Raw genomic sequence first — 20381 nt, forward strand, 5'->3', positions numbered from 1 at the left:
GCGAATGTTGGAATTCGTGAGCACCGACGCGCAGGCCTGACAACGAATGCGAGGGTTTGTCGACACGCTGAAGCCGCTTGGTAAAGCGGCTGGGCTTTCTATTAAGGCTGCAGCGATTTCCGCGCAGTATATTCATCAATGCGCGCTAATGCGTCTTTCATGTCCATGCAGTTGCTGAAGCTTTCATCAATTTTTTGAATACCTTCCTGATATTTTTCGTCAGTGAGTACTTGTTCTGCTGCATCTCTTAATCTTTCAGCATTGACCTCTTCTGTAAACAGCGGATATCCAGCATTCAGTTCTTTCAGGCGCTGGGCGATCATCGGCTGATCTTTATCATGCGGGAGCACGACCATCGGGACACGGTAATGAATGCCTTCATTGACGCTGTTCATGCCGCCGTGGGTGATGAACACATCGGCTTCTTTAAGCACTTCTAATTGCGGCACATATGGTGCAATGATAAAATGCTCCGGCACTTCTTTTATATCCGCGTAGTTTGACTTTTCGCCGGCGGCGATGACAACCTTGCCGTCGAAATCACGGAATGCATCGATGCACATATTGAAAAAATCCTCAGTTTTACCAAGTACGGTTCCCATTGAAATATAAATGACTTTCTCATTCTTTAACGATTCTATCGGAAAATCGGTCTTGTCCAGACGCTTCGGAAAACGCGGGCCGATAAACAGCACATCATCCCCAAAACGGTCGCTGTCAGGCTGAAAATACCGGCTTGTATACACAACCGTCAGCTCCGCCTGATTGCTCATAAACTGTCCTGTATGCCTAGGTGAGACGCCGTACTTTTCTTTCAGTTCACTAAGCATGTCTTCACATTCTTTATCCAATTGCAGCTCCGCACCTGAATCCGGATGCAGCGGCAGAATCTTCATATGTTCTTGTCCGAAGAGAAATGAAGCCGACGAAGCGATTCCCGGAATGTTCAAATAATCCCTGACCAATTCACCTGCACCGAATGTGTCATAATACACGGCATCGAACGAAATGCTTTTGGACAGCTCTTTTACAATGTCTAAAATATACAGCGAGGTTTTGAGATGAATTTTTAAAAATTCAAGAAGGCCGGACGGTGAATTCGGATCAATATGCGCGTTTCTCACCAGATCTTCGTATAAATGGACGGTAGCCCCGACGCCCTCCAGCCTGTCTTTATACTTTTCTGTTGAAAGATAGTGCACATTGTCGCCTCTGTCAGCAAATGCTTTGGTGATCCCTAATGTAGGATTGACATGCCCTTCCGCCGGAAAATTGACGATTAAAATATTTTTCATGATTAAAACTCCTTTTTATCCTTTTTGAAACGGGTTGACATCAATTCAGCGCCTGATTAGACTGGTGTTAGTTACTACTAACTATCATAAAATGGGGGTAAACACCTTTGCAAGAGACGAACGAACGGATCATATCTGCTGCTTTAGACTTAATGCAAAAATACGGTTTCAAGTCGGTGACGGTAAAGGATATCGCGCTCCATTCAGGCGTCAGCGAGATGACGGTCTATCGCCACTTCAACACAAAGCTCGGACTTTTGGAAGCGGCCGTTCAGCAATTTTCTTATATACCAGCCTTTCAGCGCGTATTTGAAAATGATATCACTTGGAACCTGGAGAATGACTTAACATTGATTGCAAAATCGTATTTGCTTCATATGGAAAAAAACAAGCCCCTCTACCTTATCGCTGTTCAAGACGGCGGAAGGATGACTGATCTTTTCGGTTCTCTGTTAAAGCATATGGAAGAACTCCTTCGTTATTTAACAGACTACTTTCAAACGATGCAGGACAAAAGCCTGATGAAAAAGGGAGATGCGGATTCACAGGCCTTCGCTTTTCTGTCATCTTTATACGGATACTTCTCTTCTGGCGCATTGGCTGACGGCCGGTTTCAAAAAGTCGCTAAAGACACTTATATTAAACAGATAACCGCCGCTTTCTGCGGCGGTTTGCACATCTGATCTAACCTTTCAGACTGAAGGATGGATCGCTACTCATTTAGCTCCTCAACATCCTTCAGCCTGGTATCCGTATTTTTTTCAAAGAAGGTGCTGTATTTGACATAGCCGGTCTCGTCGTCTTTGATATCTTCCCCCTCAAAAATGTTGGCATTAATCGTCACGCTTTCATAGTCGTATCTTTCTTCATTCAACAGGCGCTGAATCTTTTGCGCCGTTTTGTATACGTCTTTTCGGTCGGCATTTGCGGCATCAAGTAAAATATGAATCTCCATCGGCCGCTCTAAGCGGAGGCTTTTCTCCCATTTTGCGTCCTCTTTCAGCTTTCCTTTTAATACTTCCACATGCACGTCAACGTCTTTCAGATGGTTTATGTTTTTCGATAAAAACGTTTTGATTTCTTTTCCGGCTTCTTCTCCAAGCCGCTCCATCAGCGGTTCGTTGAGGTTCTCTTCATAGATACCGTCCGTGTGTACTTCTGGTTGAACAAACCCTCTCAAAGAAAACAGATAGGGATCTTTGCGCTTTTGATCGCCGGTATCCGTGACTTCAAATACATATTCGGAGAACTTGAAATTATAAAGCCCGCTGTCGATCCGCAAGTCTTTTTCAGGATAGCGGTCAGTCAAATAATGCTCAAGCGCCGTTTGAGACAGCTTCTTGCTTACGGGATTTCCGTTGAAGGCGTTATATGCGGCAAGCACAAAAGAAACGAGCAGCACGATCAATACGCTATACAAGATTTTCTTTTTCATCATATCAACTACTTTCTTTCAGCTTTAAGAACAGCCATCCGATCATCATCCCGGCCGCGGCGAAAAAACAGTGAATAACAGCAAGCATGAAAGCGCCAAAGACAGAATACAGCAGGTGCTCCACAACCCCTGTACCGTCGGCTGCATCCCAGCCGGCCAGAATATCCCCCATCCCCCAAATGAAAATCGGCGCAAAGGAGAGGAGAATCACAAGTTTCATATCCCGGTAAAACAAGTACACCGCAAGCCCAAGCACGGCGTACCACAAAATAAAGCCGAAGCTCTCATTTAACAGGGATGTGTGAATCGCGAGAAAAAACGAAATGGCTGTAAACATCAATTGGTACAAGGAGAGCTTCCGATTGATTTTTTTAAACATTTGACTTTCATGAACAGTCGATTCGATATGTTCCTTCGGAAGCTCGGCCTCCGTCATCTTCAAAAGCTTTTGAAGCTCTTCATCGTTTTCGGCCGCTTCCTCAATCCATTCAGCCGACTCTTTGCTTAACAGCCCCTCATGGTATAAAGGAAGCAAATCTTTGAATACACTGCGTTCCTTATCCTTCATCATAGCCCTCCATTTCTTGCTGTAGCTTGAGCTTTGCTCTGTGAAACCCGACCCTGGCATAGTTTTCGGTTTTGCCTGTGAGCATGCCGATTTCTTTAAATGATAATTCTCCGTAGATACGGAGGGTGACAATTTCCTTTGAAGCCTCATCAAGCCGGTTGATTTCCTCGAGAAGCCGCCGCTCTTTCTCGGTTTTCAGAAGGTGTTCTTCAGGAGATAAGCAAGCCGCTTCTTCATGCTGAAATATCATGTTTGTCCCGGCTTTTGACGCTCCTGAACGAAAGTGTTTTTTCAACACATTTTTAGCAATCGCAAACACCCATGTTTTGATTGTCGACTTTCCCGAAAATGTATGATAGCCTTTCACAGCCTGATAAAATACTTCCTGTGTTAAATCTTCCGCTGTTTCTTTATGAAATGTCTTAACGTAGAAAAAGGCATAAACGGAAGGCTGAATACTCTTGTAGACTTCCTCAAGCTTCATAAAGCCCCTCCCCGGCTGGGCTGCCGCTATTTTTCCATTCACTTATTAGTACCGCTGAACCTCTTTTTGTTACAAAAAATTGCATAAAAAAAGAGGCAAAAATGAATATTTCATTTTGCCTCCGGATATCCCAGCCGCCAAACAAATGCCTTCCAGATCATGCCCTGCCCTTATTTAGGCAAACCCGCCAGCGATTTTAAAAAACTCACTTTCTCTTCAGTTGTTTTCAGGTTCACTAAGCTCCCGGCCTTCATCGACAGCCCGCTTCAGCGCCTGCAGCATATAGCCGATTCCCCGATAGCCCGCCAGTGGGTAAGCGATCTGCTGGCGGCTGCCAAACACGTTCCTCAAAACAGGCCTGTATTTTTTCCCGCCGAGCATAACGATTTCGTCATAATCCATCAAGTTTTTCCGTTCACCTTGCGCCTTCAGCTCATCATCCGCCATAATCTCCGGGTGGTCCATCCCGAATGTGACATCATAGTTTTCAGGAACGATATCTTCCGGTTTTAAAAAACCGTGTTTTGCTGAAAGAATCACCCAATCCGCAAAAAACGTCTGCGCATATGCGCGGCACGCCCGATGAAACGGACTCAGATAGACATCCTTTGCGGCGGACGGGCCGATGCCCGGATCGACATCCCAGATTTTCTTCGCCCCGCACGGGATGATGCAGAGTCTTTTCATCATATGTCCCCCCTTTTGGTTCCGCTAAAAAACGCCTTTAAAAAGGCGTTTTATTTCAGCTTCAGCGATACGACCGATTCGACGTGCGCCGTCTGCGGAAACATATCGACAGGCTGAATGTATTCGACATGGTAATCCTTCGCTAAGTACTGCAAATCTTTCGCAAGTGTTGACGGATTGCATGAGACATAAACGAACCGCTTCGGCTTAACCTGCCTGATCGTATCAAGGAAGGTGCGGTCACAGCCAGTTCTTGGCGGATCGACGATGACGACGTCAGGCCTGAAGCCTTCTTTAGTCCATTTCGGCAGCCAGTGCTCCGCCGTTCCTGTGACATAACGCGCATTATCAATTCCGTGCTTTTTGGCATTTTGGTTGGCGTCATCGATCGATTCTTTGATAACGTCCATGCCGCGGATTTCTTTTGCTCCGTCGGCGATCCACATTCCGATTGTGCCGACGCCGCAGTAGGCATCGACGACTTTTTCGCGCCCGCTCAGTTTCGCCGCTTTTTTCACTTCGTCATACAGCTTGACCGTCTGGATCGGATTAAGCTGAAAAAAAGCGCGGGCGCTCAGCTCAAACGTAACCTCGCCGAGAAATTCCTGAATGACCATATTGCCGGCTAGGAGCCTTGTATCATCGCCGAAGATAACCGATGTCTTGGCTTTGTTGACGTTTTGAATCACGGATGTCACTTCAGGCAGACGCTTTTTGATTTCTTCTGCAATGAGCTCCTTGCGCGGCAGGTCTTCTTTTGACGTGACAATGACAACCTGCACTTCCCCCGTCTCAAAGCCGACCCTCGTCACGATCGTGCGGACGTCGCCCGTTCGCTTCCGTTCGTTGTAGACGGAAATGCCGAAGTCTTCAAGAATCTGCTTGACGGTTTGTGTCGTTTTGTTCGTCGCCGGATGCTGAACGATGCATTCCGTAATCGGGACAAGCCGGTGTGAGTCAAGGCCGTACAGCCCTGCTACCATCTTTCCATTTTTCGAAAGCCCGAGTTGAAACTGGCTTTTATTCCGGTAGTGCCACGGGTTTTCCATGCCGATCGTCGGCCTGATGTCCATTTTGCCGATGTCAAAACGGGTGTGCCGTTCGAGCGATTGAATGACGATGTCCCGTTTTCCTTTCAGCTGCTCTTCATAAGCCAGATGCTGGAGCTGGCAGCCCCCGCATTGCTCATAGATGATGCAGGGCGGCTTGACGCGGTGCTCTGAACGCTTGCGCACCTTTTTGACCCGCCCTTCGGAAAATTTCGGATGAACCTTTGTCGCCTCGACGACGACTTCTTCACCCGGCAGTGCGCCGGGGACGAAGACGACTTTTTTCTTGAAGTAGCCGACGCCTTCGCCATTGATGCCGAGGCGCTTGATCGTCAGCGGAAATTGCTGTCCGACTTTTAATTCTGCTGATGATCCTTTTTTGTCACGTTTCACTGATGTTCTCTCCATTTCTACTCAATGCTCCTCCATAAATACAAGGAAGCATAGCTTAAATAAGGGTGCCATTCTTTGCTCATTTCAAGCATTTGTTCTTTTGTCGGTTTATCGTTTAAGCCAAAATGGCGTTTGATGGCATTTTGGATGCCGATATCGGCGGCCGGAAACAGATTGGGACGGCCGAGTCCGAACAGCAGAACGTTTTGGACGGTCCACGGGCCGATGCCTCTTATTTTCACCAGCTTTTCCATAATATCTTCATCTGATAATTGATCAAGCTCATCAAGATTTAAACGGCCGTCTGCGATCATTCTTGATGTATCGATGACGTATTCAGCCTTCCGCATGCTGAACTGAAGTTCGCGCAAGTCGTTATAGTCGAGCTGTGCAATCGTTTCGGGAAGCGGATAAAACCAGACCCCGTCCTTTTGCTCTCCAAAAGTGTGAACGAACCGCTCTGTGAGCGTATAAGCAAAAGACAGATTAAGCTGCTGGTGGATAATGCATTTCATCAAGCAATGATACAAATGAAAATCGAGCACCAGCGGCGTTCCGGCATGCTCTGCGAAAATTGATGACAAGCTTGATTGTGAAAAGTGATCCAGTACAGGCTGAAGACTTTCCTCCCATCTGAAGATCCGTTTCACTTCTTTCATCATGGCGTCTCGATCGTCTGTACCGCTGACGGCAAACGCCGGGGCTTCGACAGTTCCCGTCGCCTGCACAGCGACAATCCGGGGCTCTTTGTTTTGATTGCGGAGCGGCAGCTTGACCTCCCTTTTGTCGAGGTTGACCGCATTGAGCGGATCAAGCGAAAGCCTGTCCAAGACGCGGTCAAAATGATACGGCGGTGATACGCTTACAGTTTCCTTCCACATCGCTTCCCATCCCTTTTTCTTCTTTGTCCACAGTATACCATGTTTCAAATTCTCTTAAAAAAGAACAACATTTTATTTTTTCACCGAATGAATCACAGGGCATCGCAGCATCCTATGGAAGCGGAGGGGTGCCGATGATTAAACATTTTGCGATGACAAAGGACGGAAAACTTTTATCTACCGACATCAAAGCAGAAAGGCTGACAGATCAAGATATTGAGTGGTACTGGACGGACTTCGATCAGCCTTCGGATGAAGAAGTCTCTTTACTCAAAAGTCAGTTTCACTTTCACCCTTTAGCAGTTGAGGACTGCGTTCATCATTTGCAGCGTCCGAAGCTTGATCAATACGAAGAATATCTTTTTTTCGTCATACACGCGTTGAATCAAAGGACGCTGGCGTCTGAAGAAGTTGACTTATTCGTTGGAAAAGATTTTATCGTCACATTTCACTTTCATCGTTCAGACGGTATTGAAAAAGTAAGAAGACAGCTTTCGGAAAACAGCGAGTTGTGGAAAAAAGGACCGAGCCATATCGCCTATATGGTCATGGATCAGCTTGTGGACGAATATTTCCCGATTCTTTACAAAATAGAAGACCGCCTCAATGAAATTGCTGAAAGCGACAGCAGAAAAACGTATGGAACGCTGATGAATGAAGTGTTTGATATCCGGAGCGACCTTCTAAAGCTTAGGAAAACAATCATTCCGATGCGGGATTTGCTTTACCGGATTTTAAACATTGAAATTTCAAAAGAAAACCGCGAACGAAAAGCGTATTACAGCGACATTTACGACCACCTCTTGAAGCTGACCGAAATCGTCGAAAACAACCGCGACATGACCGCCGATTTAAGGGACAGCTACCAGACGCTCAACTCCAACCGGATGAACGCCATTATGATGACGCTGACGATCGTCTCAACGATTTTTATTCCGCTCACCTTTATTGCCGGAGTGTACGGCATGAACTTTGACAACATGCCTGAACTGCATTGGCGCTACGGCTATTTTTTCATCCTCGTCATGATGGGAGCCGTTGTCGCCGGCATGATCTTCTGGTTCCGGCATAAAGGATGGTTTGACATTTTCAAGTAAAACCGGAAACCTTTTTCCTCTCTGTTCGACTATTTCTATAACTGAGGGGGGAAAGAAATGAAGGTACATACAGGGCTTGTTGGCATCTTCTTGATCGTTCTCGGCTTGTTGATTAGCGCCGAAAATCATCAAAGCGTGTCTGCTGCAGACGCGCTTTCGGACTTTTTCAGACTGCCTGTCCGCAATTTAGTGGTTCTGATCTGCATGTTGATGCTCATCATCGGCTTCATTATGGCGTGGCGCCATTATTATGGAGTACCGTGGATCCGCTTTAAGCTGTTTTTGTTTATTATCGGCATTTCAGTATTTTACCCGCTGGTCACAGAACAGCTGATGCTCTTTCAAAAATGGAATGCACAAGGCGATGATGCCGTGGAATATATGAAAAAGAGAAGCACTTGCAGCTATCAGAGCGATATGGAGGAAGGAAACATGGACTGTGAGGTGAAAGTGAACAATTACGGAAAAAAGACCGAACGCATCCAGCTCATCCCTGATATAACGAGCGAATTTGACTTTCAGCCGGAAGAGCTGGAACTGTCTCCGCATTCACAAGAGACGTACAGCGTCACCTTTAAGGCTCCGGGAAATGAGGATGTGTATGAATCAGGGATAGAAGAAGAGCCGAGGATGAAGGTTGAAGTGGTGAAATGAGCGACTTCACTCGAGTCAAGCAGCACGCTTTTGGGAACTTTTAAAAATATTACACGGAAGAGAAGGTTTAGAAGTAAAAGGTATACAGAAAAAACGAACTGCAAACAGCCGCTTCACAAACTAATAGACAAACCTCAAAGAAAAAAGCCGCTCCTTCACGGAAGCGGCTTTTCGTCTATTAATCGCGATAAGATTCTGCAATCGCGTTGGCGGCGACGATCGCATTGTAGACATCGTCAGGGGTGACTGGGAACGGCATGTTGCCCATTGTGTCGCCTTCTGCGCAAGCGCTTTGAGCGACTTGGCGCCATTCTTCTTCGATAAATTCGTCGACTCCGAGGTCTTTTAATGTCAACGGCAGACCGACGCCTTTGATAAAGTCAATGACGGTCTCCAGCTCTTCGGCCGGCGCGTTTTCAAGAACGAGCTGTGCCAAAAGGCCGAACGTGACTTTTTCGCCGTGCTGAGCTCTGTGCAGAGAAGGAACGGCTGTCATTCCATTGTGGATCGCATGTGCGGCGGCAAGACCGCCTGATTCGGCGCCGACGCCGCTTAAATAGATGGTCGCTTCAATTGTGTCTTCAACGGCGCGTGTAGAAACGCCATGCTTGATCGCCTGCATCGCTTTTACGCCGTTTTCCAATAGCGTATCATAGCACAGGCGGGCAAGTCCCAATCCAGTTGTTGAAGGCTTCATCAGCACGAGGTTGTCGCCGTTTGCTTTAAAGCAGGCGCGCGCTTCAAAATACGTCGCCAAGGCGTCTCCGATACCGGCTGCGAAAAAGCGCGGCGGCGCGGATGCCAAAATGTCAGAATCCGCGAGAACGACATCTGGGTTCGTCGGCAAAAACAGATATCGATCAAACGATCCGTCATGTTTATAAATGACAGCAAGGGCCGTACATGGAGCATCTGTTGAAGCAATTGTCGGGAAAATCACAACCGGCAGCTTCTCGTAATAAGCGGTGGCCTTTGCTGTATCAAGCGTTTTTCCCCCGCCGATCCCAACGATGATATTAGCGCCTGCATTGCGTGCAAGCTCCCGGTTACGATCGATTTCTTCCTGTGTGCATTCGTAATTGAATTTTTCAAAAACAGCTTGATTGCCGGCTTTCTGAATCGAATTCCCCGCTTCTTTTTGAGCGCGTTCCAAAATGAATTCATCGCAAATGATATATGCGTGATCACCATAATCTTCAATGTAATCGTTCAAGTTCTCAAGGAGTCGTTTTCCTGTAATAAATTTTTTAGGCGATGTGACTGATTTTACTAATTTTGACATGGTAATTCCCCCTTCACTATCAATGATATACCTATTTTCTTTTTAAATCTAGTAATATATGTATATAGAATGGATTTTTATTCTATGGAATTGACTAGGGGAAATAAAAGAGCCTGAACCATCAACTTTTCCGCTCAAAGCAAAAACCCCGTCTCAGCGTCCGGGGCATTTCTTTCAAAAGGGCTTTAGCATCATAGATTTTTCAAACATCAGGTCATCAAGGCTTTTAAATGTATAGCCTTCTTTTTTTAAGTCGGTGATCGCCTGATCAAGCGCTTCGGCATTGTCTTTCGAGACGGTGTGAAGCAAATAGACGGCGCCGGGATGGGCCTGTTTCATCATATTGTCGTACGCATAGCGCCACCCTTTTTGGGCATTGATTTTCCAATCGACAAAAGCAACAGACCAGAATACCGTTTGATAACCGAGCTTTTTCGTTTCTGCAAGCACCCGCTCGCTGAAAACGCCCCGAGGCGGCCTCAGGTAGAGGTTGTTTTTTTCGCCTGTGATTTTGTAAACCTCCTCATCGACCGATTCCAATTCCTCTTGTATCACGCGGCTTGTTTTCGTCGTGAGATCCGGATGGTGATAGGAATGATTCCCGATGATATGTCCTTCCTCGGCCATTCGCTTGATCAGCTCCGGCTGATCTTTGACAAAATGGCCCGTCACAAAAAAGGCAGCTTTGACGTTTTGTTTTTTCAGAACATCTAGCACCTTAGGGGTGTAGCCATTTTCATAGCCGTTATCAAAGGTCAGATAGATCGTTTTTTCCTTTGTGTTGCCCAAATAAAAGGCGTCGTACTGCTGCAAAAGGCTGTTCAGCTCTTGTCCCGCATCTGCCGGCCGATGGTTTTTGCTTTTTGAAAAGCCCCAATGGATCGCCTTGTTGGAAATCGCTTCAGCATTGCCGCTGAAGGCCAGCATCAGCAGGAATCCGCAGCATAAGGCAAAGAATCGTTTCATCATCTTCTCGCTCCCAGTTTTATTTTTTCTTATTGTGCAGAAGGGCTGAGCTTTTCATACCAAGCAACACTTGGAAAACAAAAAAACCGCGGCAAAGAATGCAGCGGTTTTATTTCCAGTCTTTTTTAAAGCGCTCGTATTTGGCTTCCAAGTCGTCGAGCATGCTGATCAGTCTGTCAATATCTTCAAGGTCGGTCGATTCCGGGTCTAAAGAATCGATGACTGACATAAACATATCCAATCTGTTTTTTAAATAATTGACTTGCTGTTCTTTGTCATGTACTGCGTTACCCATGATTCTCCTCCTTTTGTTCCTTTATCGTAGCCTATAAACGGCCTTTTTTCAATCATCCATGACTTGCACGCCTCAAGGATCAGGTCTAAAATGAATAGTTGGGCTATATTAGTATGTCCTATCATAAAGGAGTTAGATATGTCATGACAGAAAAAACGCAGGTTCGTCCGATTACCCCGGAATATGATCCGTGGGAAGCCTACATGGACGTTGACCAATATGGAGATATACAGCTGACGAACGTTGAATTTACGACGACGACTCTTTGCAATATGCGCTGCGAGCACTGCGCCGTCGGGTATACGCTCCAGACGAAGGACCCGGACGCGCTGCCCGTCAGCCTTCTGTTGAAACGGCTTGATGAGATTCCCCGCCTTCGTTCTTTAAGCATTACGGGCGGCGAGCCGATGCTTTCATTAAAATCCGTAAAGGAATATGTCGTTCCTTTATTAAAATACGCTCATGAACGCGGCGTGCGGACGCAGATCAACTCAAACTTGACGCTCGATATCGGGCGCTACGAGCTGATCATCCCCTACCTTGATGTGCTTCATATTTCCCACAACTGGGGAACAGTCGAAGACTTTGCAGAAATCGGCTTCGCCATGATGGATAAAAAGCCGACGTTTGCCCAGCGGGCGCGCTATTTCGAAAAAATGATCGAAAACAGCCGGACGCTTGTTGATGAAGGGGTTATGGTATCCGCCGAGACGATGCTCAACAAACGGACGCTTCCTCACATCGAGCATATTCACCGGCAAATTGTCGAAGACATGAAATGCCAGCGCCATGAGGTTCACCCGATGTATCCGAGCGATTTTGCAAGCGCGCTTGAATCTTTAAGCTTACAAGACATGAGGAAAGCGATCCACCGCCTTCTTGACATTCGCGACGAAAATACGTGGATGCTGTTCGGCACCCTGCCGTTTTACGCGTGCAGCCCTGATCCTGAAGACCACGCTCTTTTACAGCGGCTGCGCGAAGCGAAAAATGTCACGGTCAGAAACGACCCTGACGGCAGATCGCGCCTGAACGTCAATATTTTTGACGGCAATATCATCGTGACCGATTTCGGAGATACTCCGCCGCTCGGCAACATTCAAACCGACAGCCTGCCAAGCGCCTATGCAAAGTGGAGAAAAACAGAGCTTGCCAAGGAGCTCAACTGCCACTGCCCGCACGTCCGATGCCTCGGGCCGAATGTGCTCGTCAAAAACAGCTATTATCAAGATGTTGATTTTACTTCCAGAACAGCAAGAGTATGAAAAAGCAAGCCGCAAAAGGCTTGCTTTTTTATTTCGGCTGATGGCTGAGCTGAAAGCCGAATGTGAGGTGATCCTGTACAGGAATCCAGGCGCCGATTCCTTGCGAGGTGATATTTTTGACGACCAGCTTTCTTTTGTTGCCTTTTAATACAATGTACACTTCACCGTAGGTGACCTTCCCTTTTTCATTGACGGCAGGTGCATAGGCGTGTAAATTCCCCAGCTTTTTCGGCTGCACTTTATAAATCTGATCGCGTTTTGTGCCGGCGCCGACGACTGTTTCAAAGGCGAGCGGCAGCTTTGTTTTTTCCATGGCTTCAAGCATCATCATGTTTTTGACATCGTCCGCTTTCGGGACTTTCGCTGTTAAGCCGCCTTTGATTTTGCTCGTCTGTTCCTGGGAATACGTGAGTTCGGCAGGTGCTTTCCCGCCCCGGTTGTCAAAGCGGTTTGTGTTGATTTTGCGGTATTCCCAGTTCGCAACGGTTTCATTCGAGGTATACCCGAGCGCCCATCTGCCCAAATAGATCGTCGCTCTGTAGCCGATTGCCAGCGGTGTGCCGGAAATGCTTGACTCATTCAGCATTTTGATGAGATGCGGATTTTCAATCGCGATATCGGTTGTTTTCAGCAGCTCTTCGGCCAGTTCGCTCGGCTGCAGCCTCGGCTGATCCTGGGAGGCGTTAGGGTATGTGTTCTCTTTGGAAATATTCGTGACAGAGCTTGGAATCTTGATCGGCTTGGCTGCATCTGCTTCCTGTACAGCGAAAAAACTAAAGGATAAAAACGCAGTTAGCGTAAAACACAAAAGCTTTTTCATACTATCACTCTTTCTGTTTCTTTTCCCTTATTGTTTTCCGGATGCTCTCCGTTTATCCCAATTTTTTTAAAGAAGGAAAAAACCGATTCCCATGATGATATAAGCAGCCAGCAATGTCGCGCCCTCAAACCAGTTCGTATCCCCGTCGTTTGAAATGACGATCATCAAAAGGACGGCGGAAGCCATGGCGACGAGTTCCGGCAAGGTAAAGACGAGCGGCATGCTCACTGGAAAAAACAAAGAGCTGATCACAAGAACAGGTGCGACAAACATCGCGATCTGCAGCGTTGATCCGATCGCAATTTCAACTGCGACATCCATTTTGTCCTTATAGGCCATAATGACGGCGGAAGCATGCTCTGCCGCGTTTCCGACGATCGCGACAATGATGACCCCGATGAAAAGCTCCGACCAGCCGAATTGTTCGGCCACCGTATCAAATGTGTGGACGAGGTGCTCGGAAATGTAGGCAACGGCAACGGTCGCCAAAAATAAAATCAATGTTGCCCTCTTTCCCGACCATTCCGGTTCTTCATGCGATTCTTCCCGCTCATTTTGATTCGTCTGGTAAACCCCGCGGTGGCTGACAAGCTTGAAATAAAGCGCGGCCAGGTAAAGCAAAATCATGATGATGCTGATGCCGACGCTCATCGACAGCTTCCTCGGCTCTGTCATTTCGGCTGAAAATACTTCTGGGATGACGAAAGCGACAATCACCGCGAACATGAGCAAACCTGAATTGTGTCTCGCATCATACACGTTGAATTCCTGGCGCTTATATTTCAGGCCCCCGATGAAAAACGACAGGCCGGCGACCAGAAGAAGGTTGCCGAGGACAGATCCTGTCAGCGATGCGAGCACAATGCCGATCAGTCCTTCCCGCAACGCGAAGATCGAAATGATCAGCTCAACGGCGTTTCCGAACGTCGCATTTAAAAGGCCCCCGATCCTCGGACCCGCAATAATCGCAAGGCTTTCGGTGGCTCTTCCCATATAGCTTGCAAGCGCGATAATCGTCAGGCAGTATATGATGAACAATAAAACCTGCGGCCAATGCAACATGCTCCCTGCGACAGAAAGGGGAACTCCCGCAGCCATCATCCAAAAGAAAAAACGGCCCATTTTTCATTCCTCTTTTCTTTTTTGGTGTAGGTTATTTTTGTGCGAACTTTTCATTTTATATACGGCATACTGATCTATTCCGCATTGACGCAGGTTTTTAAACATCAGCGAATCTGAAATGTTTCGATGATCTTGATGCTGTTTTCAACAGATCTCACCATGGCACAATTTTTCATCGCTACTTTCAGCGCCTTTTGAATTTGTTCTGCACCGAGGTTTTCTCCCTTCAATATGAAGTGAAGATGGATGCTTTTGATGCGGCCCGCCTCTTCGGAAATGCGTTCTTCTTTTGTCTCGATGGTCATATCTTTCAGCTGTATCCTTTTCTTTTCCAATATGTTATGAAGAACGGTTCCGCTGCATGCCGCAATCGAAGCGGCCAGCAATTGATAAGGCCTGAATCCTGCTTCTTCATTGCCTGATATCTTAAGCTTTCCATATTCCAGATCAGCCTCAAAGCCGTTCTGATTCCACACGATTTCCATGATTCACACCTCTTTTGACAGAAAAAGAAAAATCGCCTTGCCTAAAAACTTGTGAAAGTTGTACGATCAAAGAAGGATTACGGATAAGGAGAATCGGCCGATGACTAGATTTCACTTTTTCATTCTCGTTTTGATTGTCAGTATATCAGGTTTTTCGCAAGGGATGCTCCTTCCGGTCATCTCTGTTATTTTCGAACAGGAAGGCCATTCGGCTGCGCTGAACGGTCTTCATGCGACAGGCCTCTACATCGGCGTCCTGATCGCTTCGCCGTTTATGGAAGCACCGCTTCGCAGGCTCGGTTTTAAACCGCTGATCGTCATCGGCGGGGTGATGGTGTGCGCGAGTTTGTTCGCCTTTGTTTTTATTCAGTCGTTTATCGTCTGGTTCTTTTTACGGCTCTTGATTGGAATCGGGGATCATATGCTGCACTTTTCAACGCAAACTTGGGTGACCACATTATCGTCTGAAAAAAACCGCGGCCGCAATATCTCTTTGTACGGCCTTTCGTTTGGTTTGGGATTTGCTGCCGGTCCTTTTTTAACGCCGCTTGTCAACATTGCCCCGTCATTGCCGTTTATCGTCTCAGGTGCATTCAGCCTGCTGGCGTGGCTGTTTATTTTTTGCCTTCAAAACGATTTTCCTGAGAAAAGCGGCTCTGAAAGCCGCAGCGATAACAGCTTGAAGCGCTTCGTTCAAGCCTTTCTGCTAGGATGGGTCGCGTTTTTGCCGACATTCGGCTACGGCTTTTTGGAAACCGCCCTGAACGGCAATTTTCCCGTCTACGCGCTCCGCTCGGGCATTTCCGTCGAAGGCCTATCAATTATTCTTCCGGCTTTTGCGATCGGAAGCATCGTCTTTCAGTATCCGCTCGGCGTGTTGAGCGACAAGTATGGAAGACGAAATGTGCTCCTTGTCATATTGGCTGTCGGGGCAGGCTGCTTCTTTGCGGCGGGCTTTTCCGATTCCGTCCCCTTGCTTGCGGCATGTTTTTTCATAGCCGGAATGGCTGTTGGATCAACTTTTTCACTCGGCATCAGCTTTATGGCCGACCTGCTTCCAAAACGCCTTCTCCCGGCCGGAAACTTGATGTGCGGAATCACCTTCAGCTTCGGAAGCATTTTCGGCCCGGTTGCCGGCGGCTGGTATATGCAGACATTTCATAACAGCAATCTGTTTTATTTGATTACAATCGTGATGGTGTTGATCTGGATCGGGGTGCTCTTTGGCAAAACGAAGAAAAACGGCGCTCTCGAACAATCTGAGGCGGCGCCAATGTAAAAAAGGCCGGCTGCTTACTATAGGCAGCCGGCCTTTTCGAAAACGTCAGGCAGTTTTAATGATATCCGTTTTGTCCGTTGGCGCTTCCGCTCGTTTTGTTTTTCGAACTTTGCTTTGAATTTTGTTTATTATGGCTGCCGCCTTTTTTCGTGTGTTTTGTCATGTTGATCCCTCCGCTTTTGAACTCATGAAACGTTCTTTTATAGATTGCTCATTTCCGCGGATTTTCTTCAGGAATGATTTTACGTTTATGTAAAAGGGCGTTGATCTCCCCTCCAAGAATAATCATCATTCCGCTTAAATAAAACCAGATCATCAGGACGATGATGCCGCCGAGGCTTCCGTATGTTGCGCTGTAGTTTGCAAATTCGCTGACGTAGTATGAAAACAGCATGCTGACGAGGATCCAGCCGGCTGTCGCTGCAACGGCTCCCGGAAGCACGAATTTAAATGACAGCCGCTTATTCGGGGCAAAAAAGTATAAAGCCGTAAAGACGATCAGCAGCACAAGCGGGCTGATTCCCCAGCGGAGCGCTGACCATGCCGCTAGAAACATTTCCGGCGTACCGTCCAGATTGGCGATGAAATGGCCGATGGCCCTCCCGAATACCGGAAGAAGAAGCGCGACCAATATGGTGAAAACCATCGCGGCGGTCAGGAGGAGTGATGTCAGCCGAACCATGATGAATGAGCGGTTTTCCTCCACTTCATAAGCATGATTAAAGGCCCTGACAATCGCGTTCAATCCGTTTGACGCAGACCAGAGCGCCGCGATGATCCCGAAAGAAAGCAGGCCCCTGTTTCCTGTATTGAGCGTCTCTTCAATAACGGACATCGTGTCTTCTGGAGCATACTGTTCAATCAGCCCGATGACATCGCCCGTTTTGACAGGCAGGTAGCCGATCAAAGTCAATAGGAAAATCATAAACGGAAACAGGGACAGCAGGAAAAAGTAGGCAAGTTCCGCCGATTTGCTCGGCCCTTCATGAAGGAAAAAACGCCAAGCCAGCTCTTTCAAAAAGCTCATTCTTTTTCCGGCTCCGTACGCCCTTTGGATTTAGCTGTGAAGTGATCCCTCGTTTCCTCGATCAGACCGATCACTTTTGGCGTCGTCTCTTTCAGTTCTTTCATCTGTTGATTTAAGAAGCTTAAATCGTCCGATATGGAAGCGGTCAGTTTTTTGGCTTCGTCCATTTTTTCTTTCACGCATTCGGTGAACATTCCGGGATTTGCGCGGTAAAGGCGGACTTTGTTTTTGCACGCGTCAAGCTTTGCGCCGCATGCTTCTCTGGTCGGTTTGTGCAGCAGTGACATAACCGCCCCGACCGAAGCGCCGAGGAGGATATTTCTGATGAAAACGCGGTCGTTTTTCATAAAAAATCTCTCCCTTCGTTTTTTATAAATTGTGTTCTTTTCGAATGTCCTTTAGCAATTCGCTGCATCCTTTCGCGACGAGTTCGTACACCTCATCAAAGTTCCCGGTGTAGTATGGATCAGGAACATCTGCCGTCTCACAATCCTCGACATAGTCGAGCAGCCTCCGGATGACGGCTTTGCTCCCGTAGCCGGCAAGGCTTCTCACATGGCCAGCGTTTTCGGCATCCATCGCGATGATATAATCGAACGCTTCCGGGTCTTTGTCGGTAATCTGCCTCGCGTAAAGGCCTTCGCAGCTTATCTTTTTTGCAGATAGCAGCGACCGTGTGCCTTCATGAGGCGGTTTTCCGACATGCCAGTTCCCTGTCCCCGCCGAATCGGCTTCAATTCGGTCCTCCAGTCCGCTTTTTTTGAGCATGTCGTTAAATACAGCTTCTGCCATCGGAGAGCGGCAAATATTGCCGAGGCAAACAAATAGCACTTTGATCATCAAACAAGAGCCTCCTCTATTCTTTCCCCACATTTCAGAAAGAAAAAACACTTTTGCTTTTATACTAAAGATTTTTTTGTTTTTTTCAACTTTGGGAAGAAAAGATGACAATGCTATTGACAAATCTAACAAACTTTCAGAATATTCTAGTTAGACACAAAATTAAAGGGGGATATTTCGCCTATGGATTTTATTTCACATATTGTAGATACAATGAACGGTTTTTTATGGGGACCTCCGCTTTTGATCCTCATTGTTGGAACAGGTATTTATTTGACTTTCAGGCTGGCTTTTTTGCAGATCAGACTTTTGCCTTACTCATTAAAGCTTGCCTTTTCAAGACGTCAGGATAAATCCTCCGAAGGCGATATTTCCCACTTTCAGGCGTTGATGACTGCCCTTGCCGCTACGGTCGGTACCGGGAATATCGTCGGTGTCGCCTCAGCGGTCATTGCCGGAGGGCCTGGCGCCGTGTTTTGGATGTGGCTCGCCGCCTTTTTCGGAATGGCCACGAAATATGCCGAAGCGGTGCTTGCTGTCAGATTCCGCGTGAAAGACAAAAACGGCGAAATGTCAGGCGGCCCGATGTATTATTTGGAACACGGCCTCAAGCAAAAGTGGCTTGGTGTGTTATTTGCCATATTCGGGGCGCTTGCCGCTTTCGGAATAGGCAATATGGTTCAGTCAAATTCTGTATCCGGAGTCATGAGCTCCACATTTTCCGTGCCTGCCTGGGTAACCGGAATCATTGTCACGATTTTTACAGCACTTGTCATTCTCGGTGGGATTAAAAGCATCGGCAAAGTCACCTCGCTGTTCGTGCCGATCATGGCTTTATTTTATGTCATCGCCGGGTTGATCATTCTTGTCACAAACTTTGAACTTGTCCCAGGCGCGGTCGGTTTAATTTTTTCTGACGCGTTTACCGGCCAGGCCGTGGCAGGAGGCGCGATCGGAACCGTGATCCGCTGGGGCGTGGCGCGGGGCGTATTTTCAAATGAAGCAGGGCTCGGCTCGGCGCCGATCGCGGCAGCCGCGGCAAAAACTGATATGCCGGCTCGCCAAGCACTTGTCTCTATGACCCAGGTTTTCATCGACACATTGATTGTCTGCTCGATTACGGGGATATCGATTGTCATGGGAAACATGTATCTGACAGAAAAAAACGATGCGCTGACATCGATGACATTCGCACATTTTCTCGGCCCTGCGGGATCGACAATCGTTGCGATCGGTCTGCTGCTGTTCGCTTATTCGACGATTTTGGGCTGGTCGTACTACGGAGAAAAATGCTTCACCTACCTGCTGAATGAAAAATATGCGATCGTCTACCGTGTCATCTTTGTGATCGCCGTCTTTTTCGGAGCGGTCTTTAAAAATGACTTTGTCTGGGCGCTCGCCGATATGCTGAACGGTCTGATGGCGATACCGAACCTGATTGGCCTGCTCGGTTTGACAGGGATTGTCATCTATGAGTCCAAACAGATCCTTGCCAAAATCAAAGCCGAAAAAGCGGAAAAGCAAAACAGCGTATCCGTTTAAGCCGGAGATGCTTTTTGACAGCCGTCCTTTTCTTCTCGCTTAATTCTGTTACAATAAAGACTACAAAATCAGTGAGAAAGGATGTGCCTTCTTGTCAGAGCAGAAAACAGCCGAGCTGAACAAAATGATCGAAGAGATCTCGCAAAAACTAAACATGCTGAACATCGGCGTCATCAAAGCTGAAGCCTTCAGCAATGAAAAGCTTGAAGATCTTGAATACCTGCACAAAATGGTGATGAAAAAGAAATCTTTCAGTCCGAGCGAAATGCAGGCAATCGCAGAGGAACTGGCTGCACTCCGAAAATAAACATAAAAAAGACCGGAAATCTATTCCGGTCTTTTTCATTAGCCGAGCAGCTTCAAAGATTCGCGTGTAAACGCAGGGATGTCGTCAGGCGTTCGGCTTGTAACAAGCTGGTTCTGGCAGACGACAACTTCCTCGTCCTTAAATTGAACCCCGGCGTTTTCCAAATCGACTTGAATCGATGTGTAGCCTGTTGCACTGCGTCCGTCCAGAGCCTTGGCGGTGATTAAAAGCTGCGGGCCGTGGCAGATCGCAAACACCGGTTTTTTGTCATCCATAAAGGATTTCGCAAACGATACGAAACGCTGGTCGGCTCTGAGAATATCCGGCGAAAATCCGCCCGGAATCAACAGCGCGTCAAAATCGGCCGGGCTGACTTCATCAATGGACGCATCTGTTTCCACTTGCGCCTCGCCTTGCTTGCCTTTCAGCGTTTTGCCTTTCTCTTTTTCAATAACCGTAAGCTGGTGCCCGGCGTCTTTGAACGCTTTCGCAGGCTCGGTATACTCCGAATCCTCAAAGTAATCTGTCAGAACAACTGCAATGTTTTTGCTCATATTGATCACCCTCCCAAAAGCTTCTGTCTACATAAATCCATTTCCCCCTGCCAC

The 20381-nt window shown here is 47.3% G+C and carries 24 protein-coding genes; 7 read left to right on the top strand and 17 right to left on the bottom strand.

Going from position 1 to position 20381, the window contains the following annotated elements; genetic code table 11:
* Window positions 1-101: 101 nt before the first annotated feature.
* A complete protein-coding gene (locus LQ247_RS15725; protein WP_145929900.1) occupies window positions 102-1295 on the bottom strand; it encodes a macrolide family glycosyltransferase in 1194 nt (397 codons plus the stop codon).
* A gap of 107 nt (window positions 1296-1402) precedes the next feature.
* Between LQ247_RS15725 and LQ247_RS15730 the strand changes: the two genes are divergently transcribed.
* Window positions 1403-1978 carry a TetR/AcrR family transcriptional regulator gene (locus LQ247_RS15730; RefSeq protein ID WP_231006254.1) on the top strand — a complete coding sequence of 192 codons (576 nt, stop codon included), beginning with the start codon at window positions 1403-1405 and terminating at the stop codon, window positions 1976-1978.
* Between the two features lie 29 nt (window positions 1979-2007).
* Here the strand turns inward: LQ247_RS15730 and LQ247_RS15735 are convergent, their stop codons facing one another.
* From LQ247_RS15735 to LQ247_RS15760, 6 genes are all read right to left on the bottom strand, one after another.
* Window positions 2008-2733 (bottom strand): YfjL-like protein, encoded by a 726-nt coding sequence (locus tag LQ247_RS15735; protein ID WP_025810228.1) that lies wholly within the window; start codon window positions 2731-2733, stop codon window positions 2008-2010.
* A gap of 1 nt (window position 2734) precedes the next feature.
* A complete protein-coding gene (locus tag LQ247_RS15740) occupies window positions 2735-3301 on the bottom strand; it encodes a hypothetical protein (RefSeq protein WP_231006255.1) in 567 nt (188 codons plus the stop codon).
* Window positions 3288-3782 (bottom strand): RNA polymerase sigma factor, encoded by a 495-nt coding sequence (locus tag LQ247_RS15745; protein WP_035339189.1) that lies wholly within the window; start codon window positions 3780-3782, stop codon window positions 3288-3290. Before LQ247_RS15745 ends, LQ247_RS15740 begins: the two co-directional genes overlap by 14 nt.
* A 216-nt stretch (window positions 3783-3998) precedes the next feature.
* On the bottom strand, window positions 3999-4469 hold the full coding sequence (locus LQ247_RS15750; RefSeq protein ID WP_231006321.1) for a DUF6884 domain-containing protein: 471 nt from the start codon (window positions 4467-4469) through the stop codon (window positions 3999-4001).
* Window positions 4470-4519: 50 nt separating this feature from the next.
* Window positions 4520-5926 (bottom strand): 23S rRNA (uracil(1939)-C(5))-methyltransferase RlmD, encoded by a 1407-nt coding sequence (gene rlmD / locus LQ247_RS15755; protein WP_206761258.1) that lies wholly within the window; start codon window positions 5924-5926, stop codon window positions 4520-4522.
* 2 nt (window positions 5927-5928) lie between these two features.
* On the bottom strand, window positions 5929-6792 hold the full coding sequence (locus LQ247_RS15760) for a DNA-3-methyladenine glycosylase family protein (RefSeq protein ID WP_105979166.1): 864 nt from the start codon (window positions 6790-6792) through the stop codon (window positions 5929-5931).
* Window positions 6793-6926: 134 nt separating this feature from the next.
* Between LQ247_RS15760 and corA the strand changes: the two genes are divergently transcribed.
* Window positions 6927-7889 (top strand): magnesium/cobalt transporter CorA, encoded by a 963-nt coding sequence (gene corA / locus LQ247_RS15765; protein WP_023855875.1) that lies wholly within the window; start codon window positions 6927-6929, stop codon window positions 7887-7889.
* A 57-nt stretch (window positions 7890-7946) separates the two neighbouring features.
* The gene (locus LQ247_RS15770) at window positions 7947-8543 is read left to right on the top strand and encodes a hypothetical protein (RefSeq protein ID WP_095293049.1); all 597 of its coding nucleotides are present in this window, start codon (window positions 7947-7949) and stop codon (window positions 8541-8543) included.
* A 178-nt stretch (window positions 8544-8721) separates the two neighbouring features.
* Here the strand turns inward: LQ247_RS15770 and LQ247_RS15775 are convergent, their stop codons facing one another.
* The 3 genes from LQ247_RS15775 to LQ247_RS15785 form a co-directional block, all read right to left on the bottom strand.
* The gene (locus tag LQ247_RS15775) at window positions 8722-9825 is read right to left on the bottom strand and encodes a glycerol dehydrogenase (RefSeq protein ID WP_023855873.1); all 1104 of its coding nucleotides are present in this window, start codon (window positions 9823-9825) and stop codon (window positions 8722-8724) included.
* Between the two features lie 174 nt (window positions 9826-9999).
* Window positions 10000-10791 (bottom strand): delta-lactam-biosynthetic de-N-acetylase, encoded by a 792-nt coding sequence (gene pdaA / locus LQ247_RS15780; RefSeq protein WP_106071183.1) that lies wholly within the window; start codon window positions 10789-10791, stop codon window positions 10000-10002.
* A 109-nt stretch (window positions 10792-10900) separates the two neighbouring features.
* Window positions 10901-11086, bottom strand: a complete 186-nt coding sequence (locus tag LQ247_RS15785; protein ID WP_003179806.1) for an SE1561 family protein — start codon at window positions 11084-11086, stop codon at window positions 10901-10903.
* 143 nt (window positions 11087-11229) lie between these two features.
* On the opposite strand from LQ247_RS15785, the gene yfkAB reads away from it, so the two are divergent.
* The gene (gene yfkAB, locus LQ247_RS15790) at window positions 11230-12351 is read left to right on the top strand and encodes a radical SAM/CxCxxxxC motif protein YfkAB (protein ID WP_020450574.1); all 1122 of its coding nucleotides are present in this window, start codon (window positions 11230-11232) and stop codon (window positions 12349-12351) included.
* A gap of 28 nt (window positions 12352-12379) precedes the next feature.
* Here the strand turns inward: yfkAB and LQ247_RS15795 are convergent, their stop codons facing one another.
* The 3 genes from LQ247_RS15795 to LQ247_RS15805 form a co-directional block, all read right to left on the bottom strand.
* Complete coding sequence (locus LQ247_RS15795; protein ID WP_020450573.1) at window positions 12380-13171, bottom strand: YfkD famly protein; 792 nt, start codon at window positions 13169-13171, stop codon at window positions 12380-12382.
* A gap of 66 nt (window positions 13172-13237) precedes the next feature.
* Window positions 13238-14293: a calcium/proton exchanger gene (cax, locus tag LQ247_RS15800; RefSeq protein WP_144497558.1), complete on the bottom strand. Its 1056-nt coding sequence runs from the start codon at window positions 14291-14293 to the stop codon at window positions 13238-13240.
* Between the two features lie 104 nt (window positions 14294-14397).
* The gene (locus tag LQ247_RS15805) at window positions 14398-14778 is read right to left on the bottom strand and encodes an OsmC family protein (RefSeq protein WP_020450571.1); all 381 of its coding nucleotides are present in this window, start codon (window positions 14776-14778) and stop codon (window positions 14398-14400) included.
* A 100-nt stretch (window positions 14779-14878) separates the two neighbouring features.
* Here LQ247_RS15805 and LQ247_RS15810 point away from each other — a divergent pair, with 100 nt between their 5' ends.
* A complete protein-coding gene (locus LQ247_RS15810) occupies window positions 14879-16057 on the top strand; it encodes an MFS transporter (RefSeq protein WP_020450570.1) in 1179 nt (392 codons plus the stop codon).
* Between the two features lie 211 nt (window positions 16058-16268).
* Here the strand turns inward: LQ247_RS15810 and LQ247_RS15815 are convergent, their stop codons facing one another.
* The 3 genes from LQ247_RS15815 to LQ247_RS15825 are packed head-to-tail and all read right to left on the bottom strand — an operon-like array spanning window position 16269 to window position 17924.
* A complete protein-coding gene (locus LQ247_RS15815; protein ID WP_020450569.1) occupies window positions 16269-17084 on the bottom strand; it encodes a YihY/virulence factor BrkB family protein in 816 nt (271 codons plus the stop codon).
* Window positions 17081-17431, bottom strand: a complete 351-nt coding sequence (locus LQ247_RS15820) for a hypothetical protein (protein ID WP_020450568.1) — start codon at window positions 17429-17431, stop codon at window positions 17081-17083. Before LQ247_RS15820 ends, LQ247_RS15815 begins: the two co-directional genes overlap by 4 nt.
* Before the next feature lie 22 nt (window positions 17432-17453).
* A complete protein-coding gene (locus LQ247_RS15825; RefSeq protein ID WP_106071172.1) occupies window positions 17454-17924 on the bottom strand; it encodes a low molecular weight protein-tyrosine-phosphatase in 471 nt (156 codons plus the stop codon).
* Window positions 17925-18107: 183 nt separating this feature from the next.
* Here LQ247_RS15825 and LQ247_RS15830 point away from each other — a divergent pair, with 183 nt between their 5' ends.
* Both LQ247_RS15830 and LQ247_RS15835 read left to right on the top strand, forming a co-directional pair.
* The gene (locus LQ247_RS15830; RefSeq protein WP_023855866.1) at window positions 18108-19466 is read left to right on the top strand and encodes an alanine/glycine:cation symporter family protein; all 1359 of its coding nucleotides are present in this window, start codon (window positions 18108-18110) and stop codon (window positions 19464-19466) included.
* Window positions 19467-19557: 91 nt separating this feature from the next.
* Window positions 19558-19773 carry a DUF1128 domain-containing protein gene (locus LQ247_RS15835; protein WP_020450565.1) on the top strand — a complete coding sequence of 72 codons (216 nt, stop codon included), beginning with the start codon at window positions 19558-19560 and terminating at the stop codon, window positions 19771-19773.
* A 38-nt stretch (window positions 19774-19811) separates the two neighbouring features.
* Here LQ247_RS15835 and LQ247_RS15840 read toward each other — a convergent pair whose 3' ends face one another.
* Window positions 19812-20327, bottom strand: a complete 516-nt coding sequence (locus LQ247_RS15840; RefSeq protein WP_020450564.1) for a type 1 glutamine amidotransferase domain-containing protein — start codon at window positions 20325-20327, stop codon at window positions 19812-19814.
* Between the last annotated feature and the right edge of the window lie 54 nt (window positions 20328-20381).

The organism is Bacillus sp. BS3(2021), assembly GCF_021043345.1.
GTDB classification, from domain to species: Bacteria; Bacillota; Bacilli; order Bacillales; family Bacillaceae; genus Bacillus; species Bacillus paralicheniformis.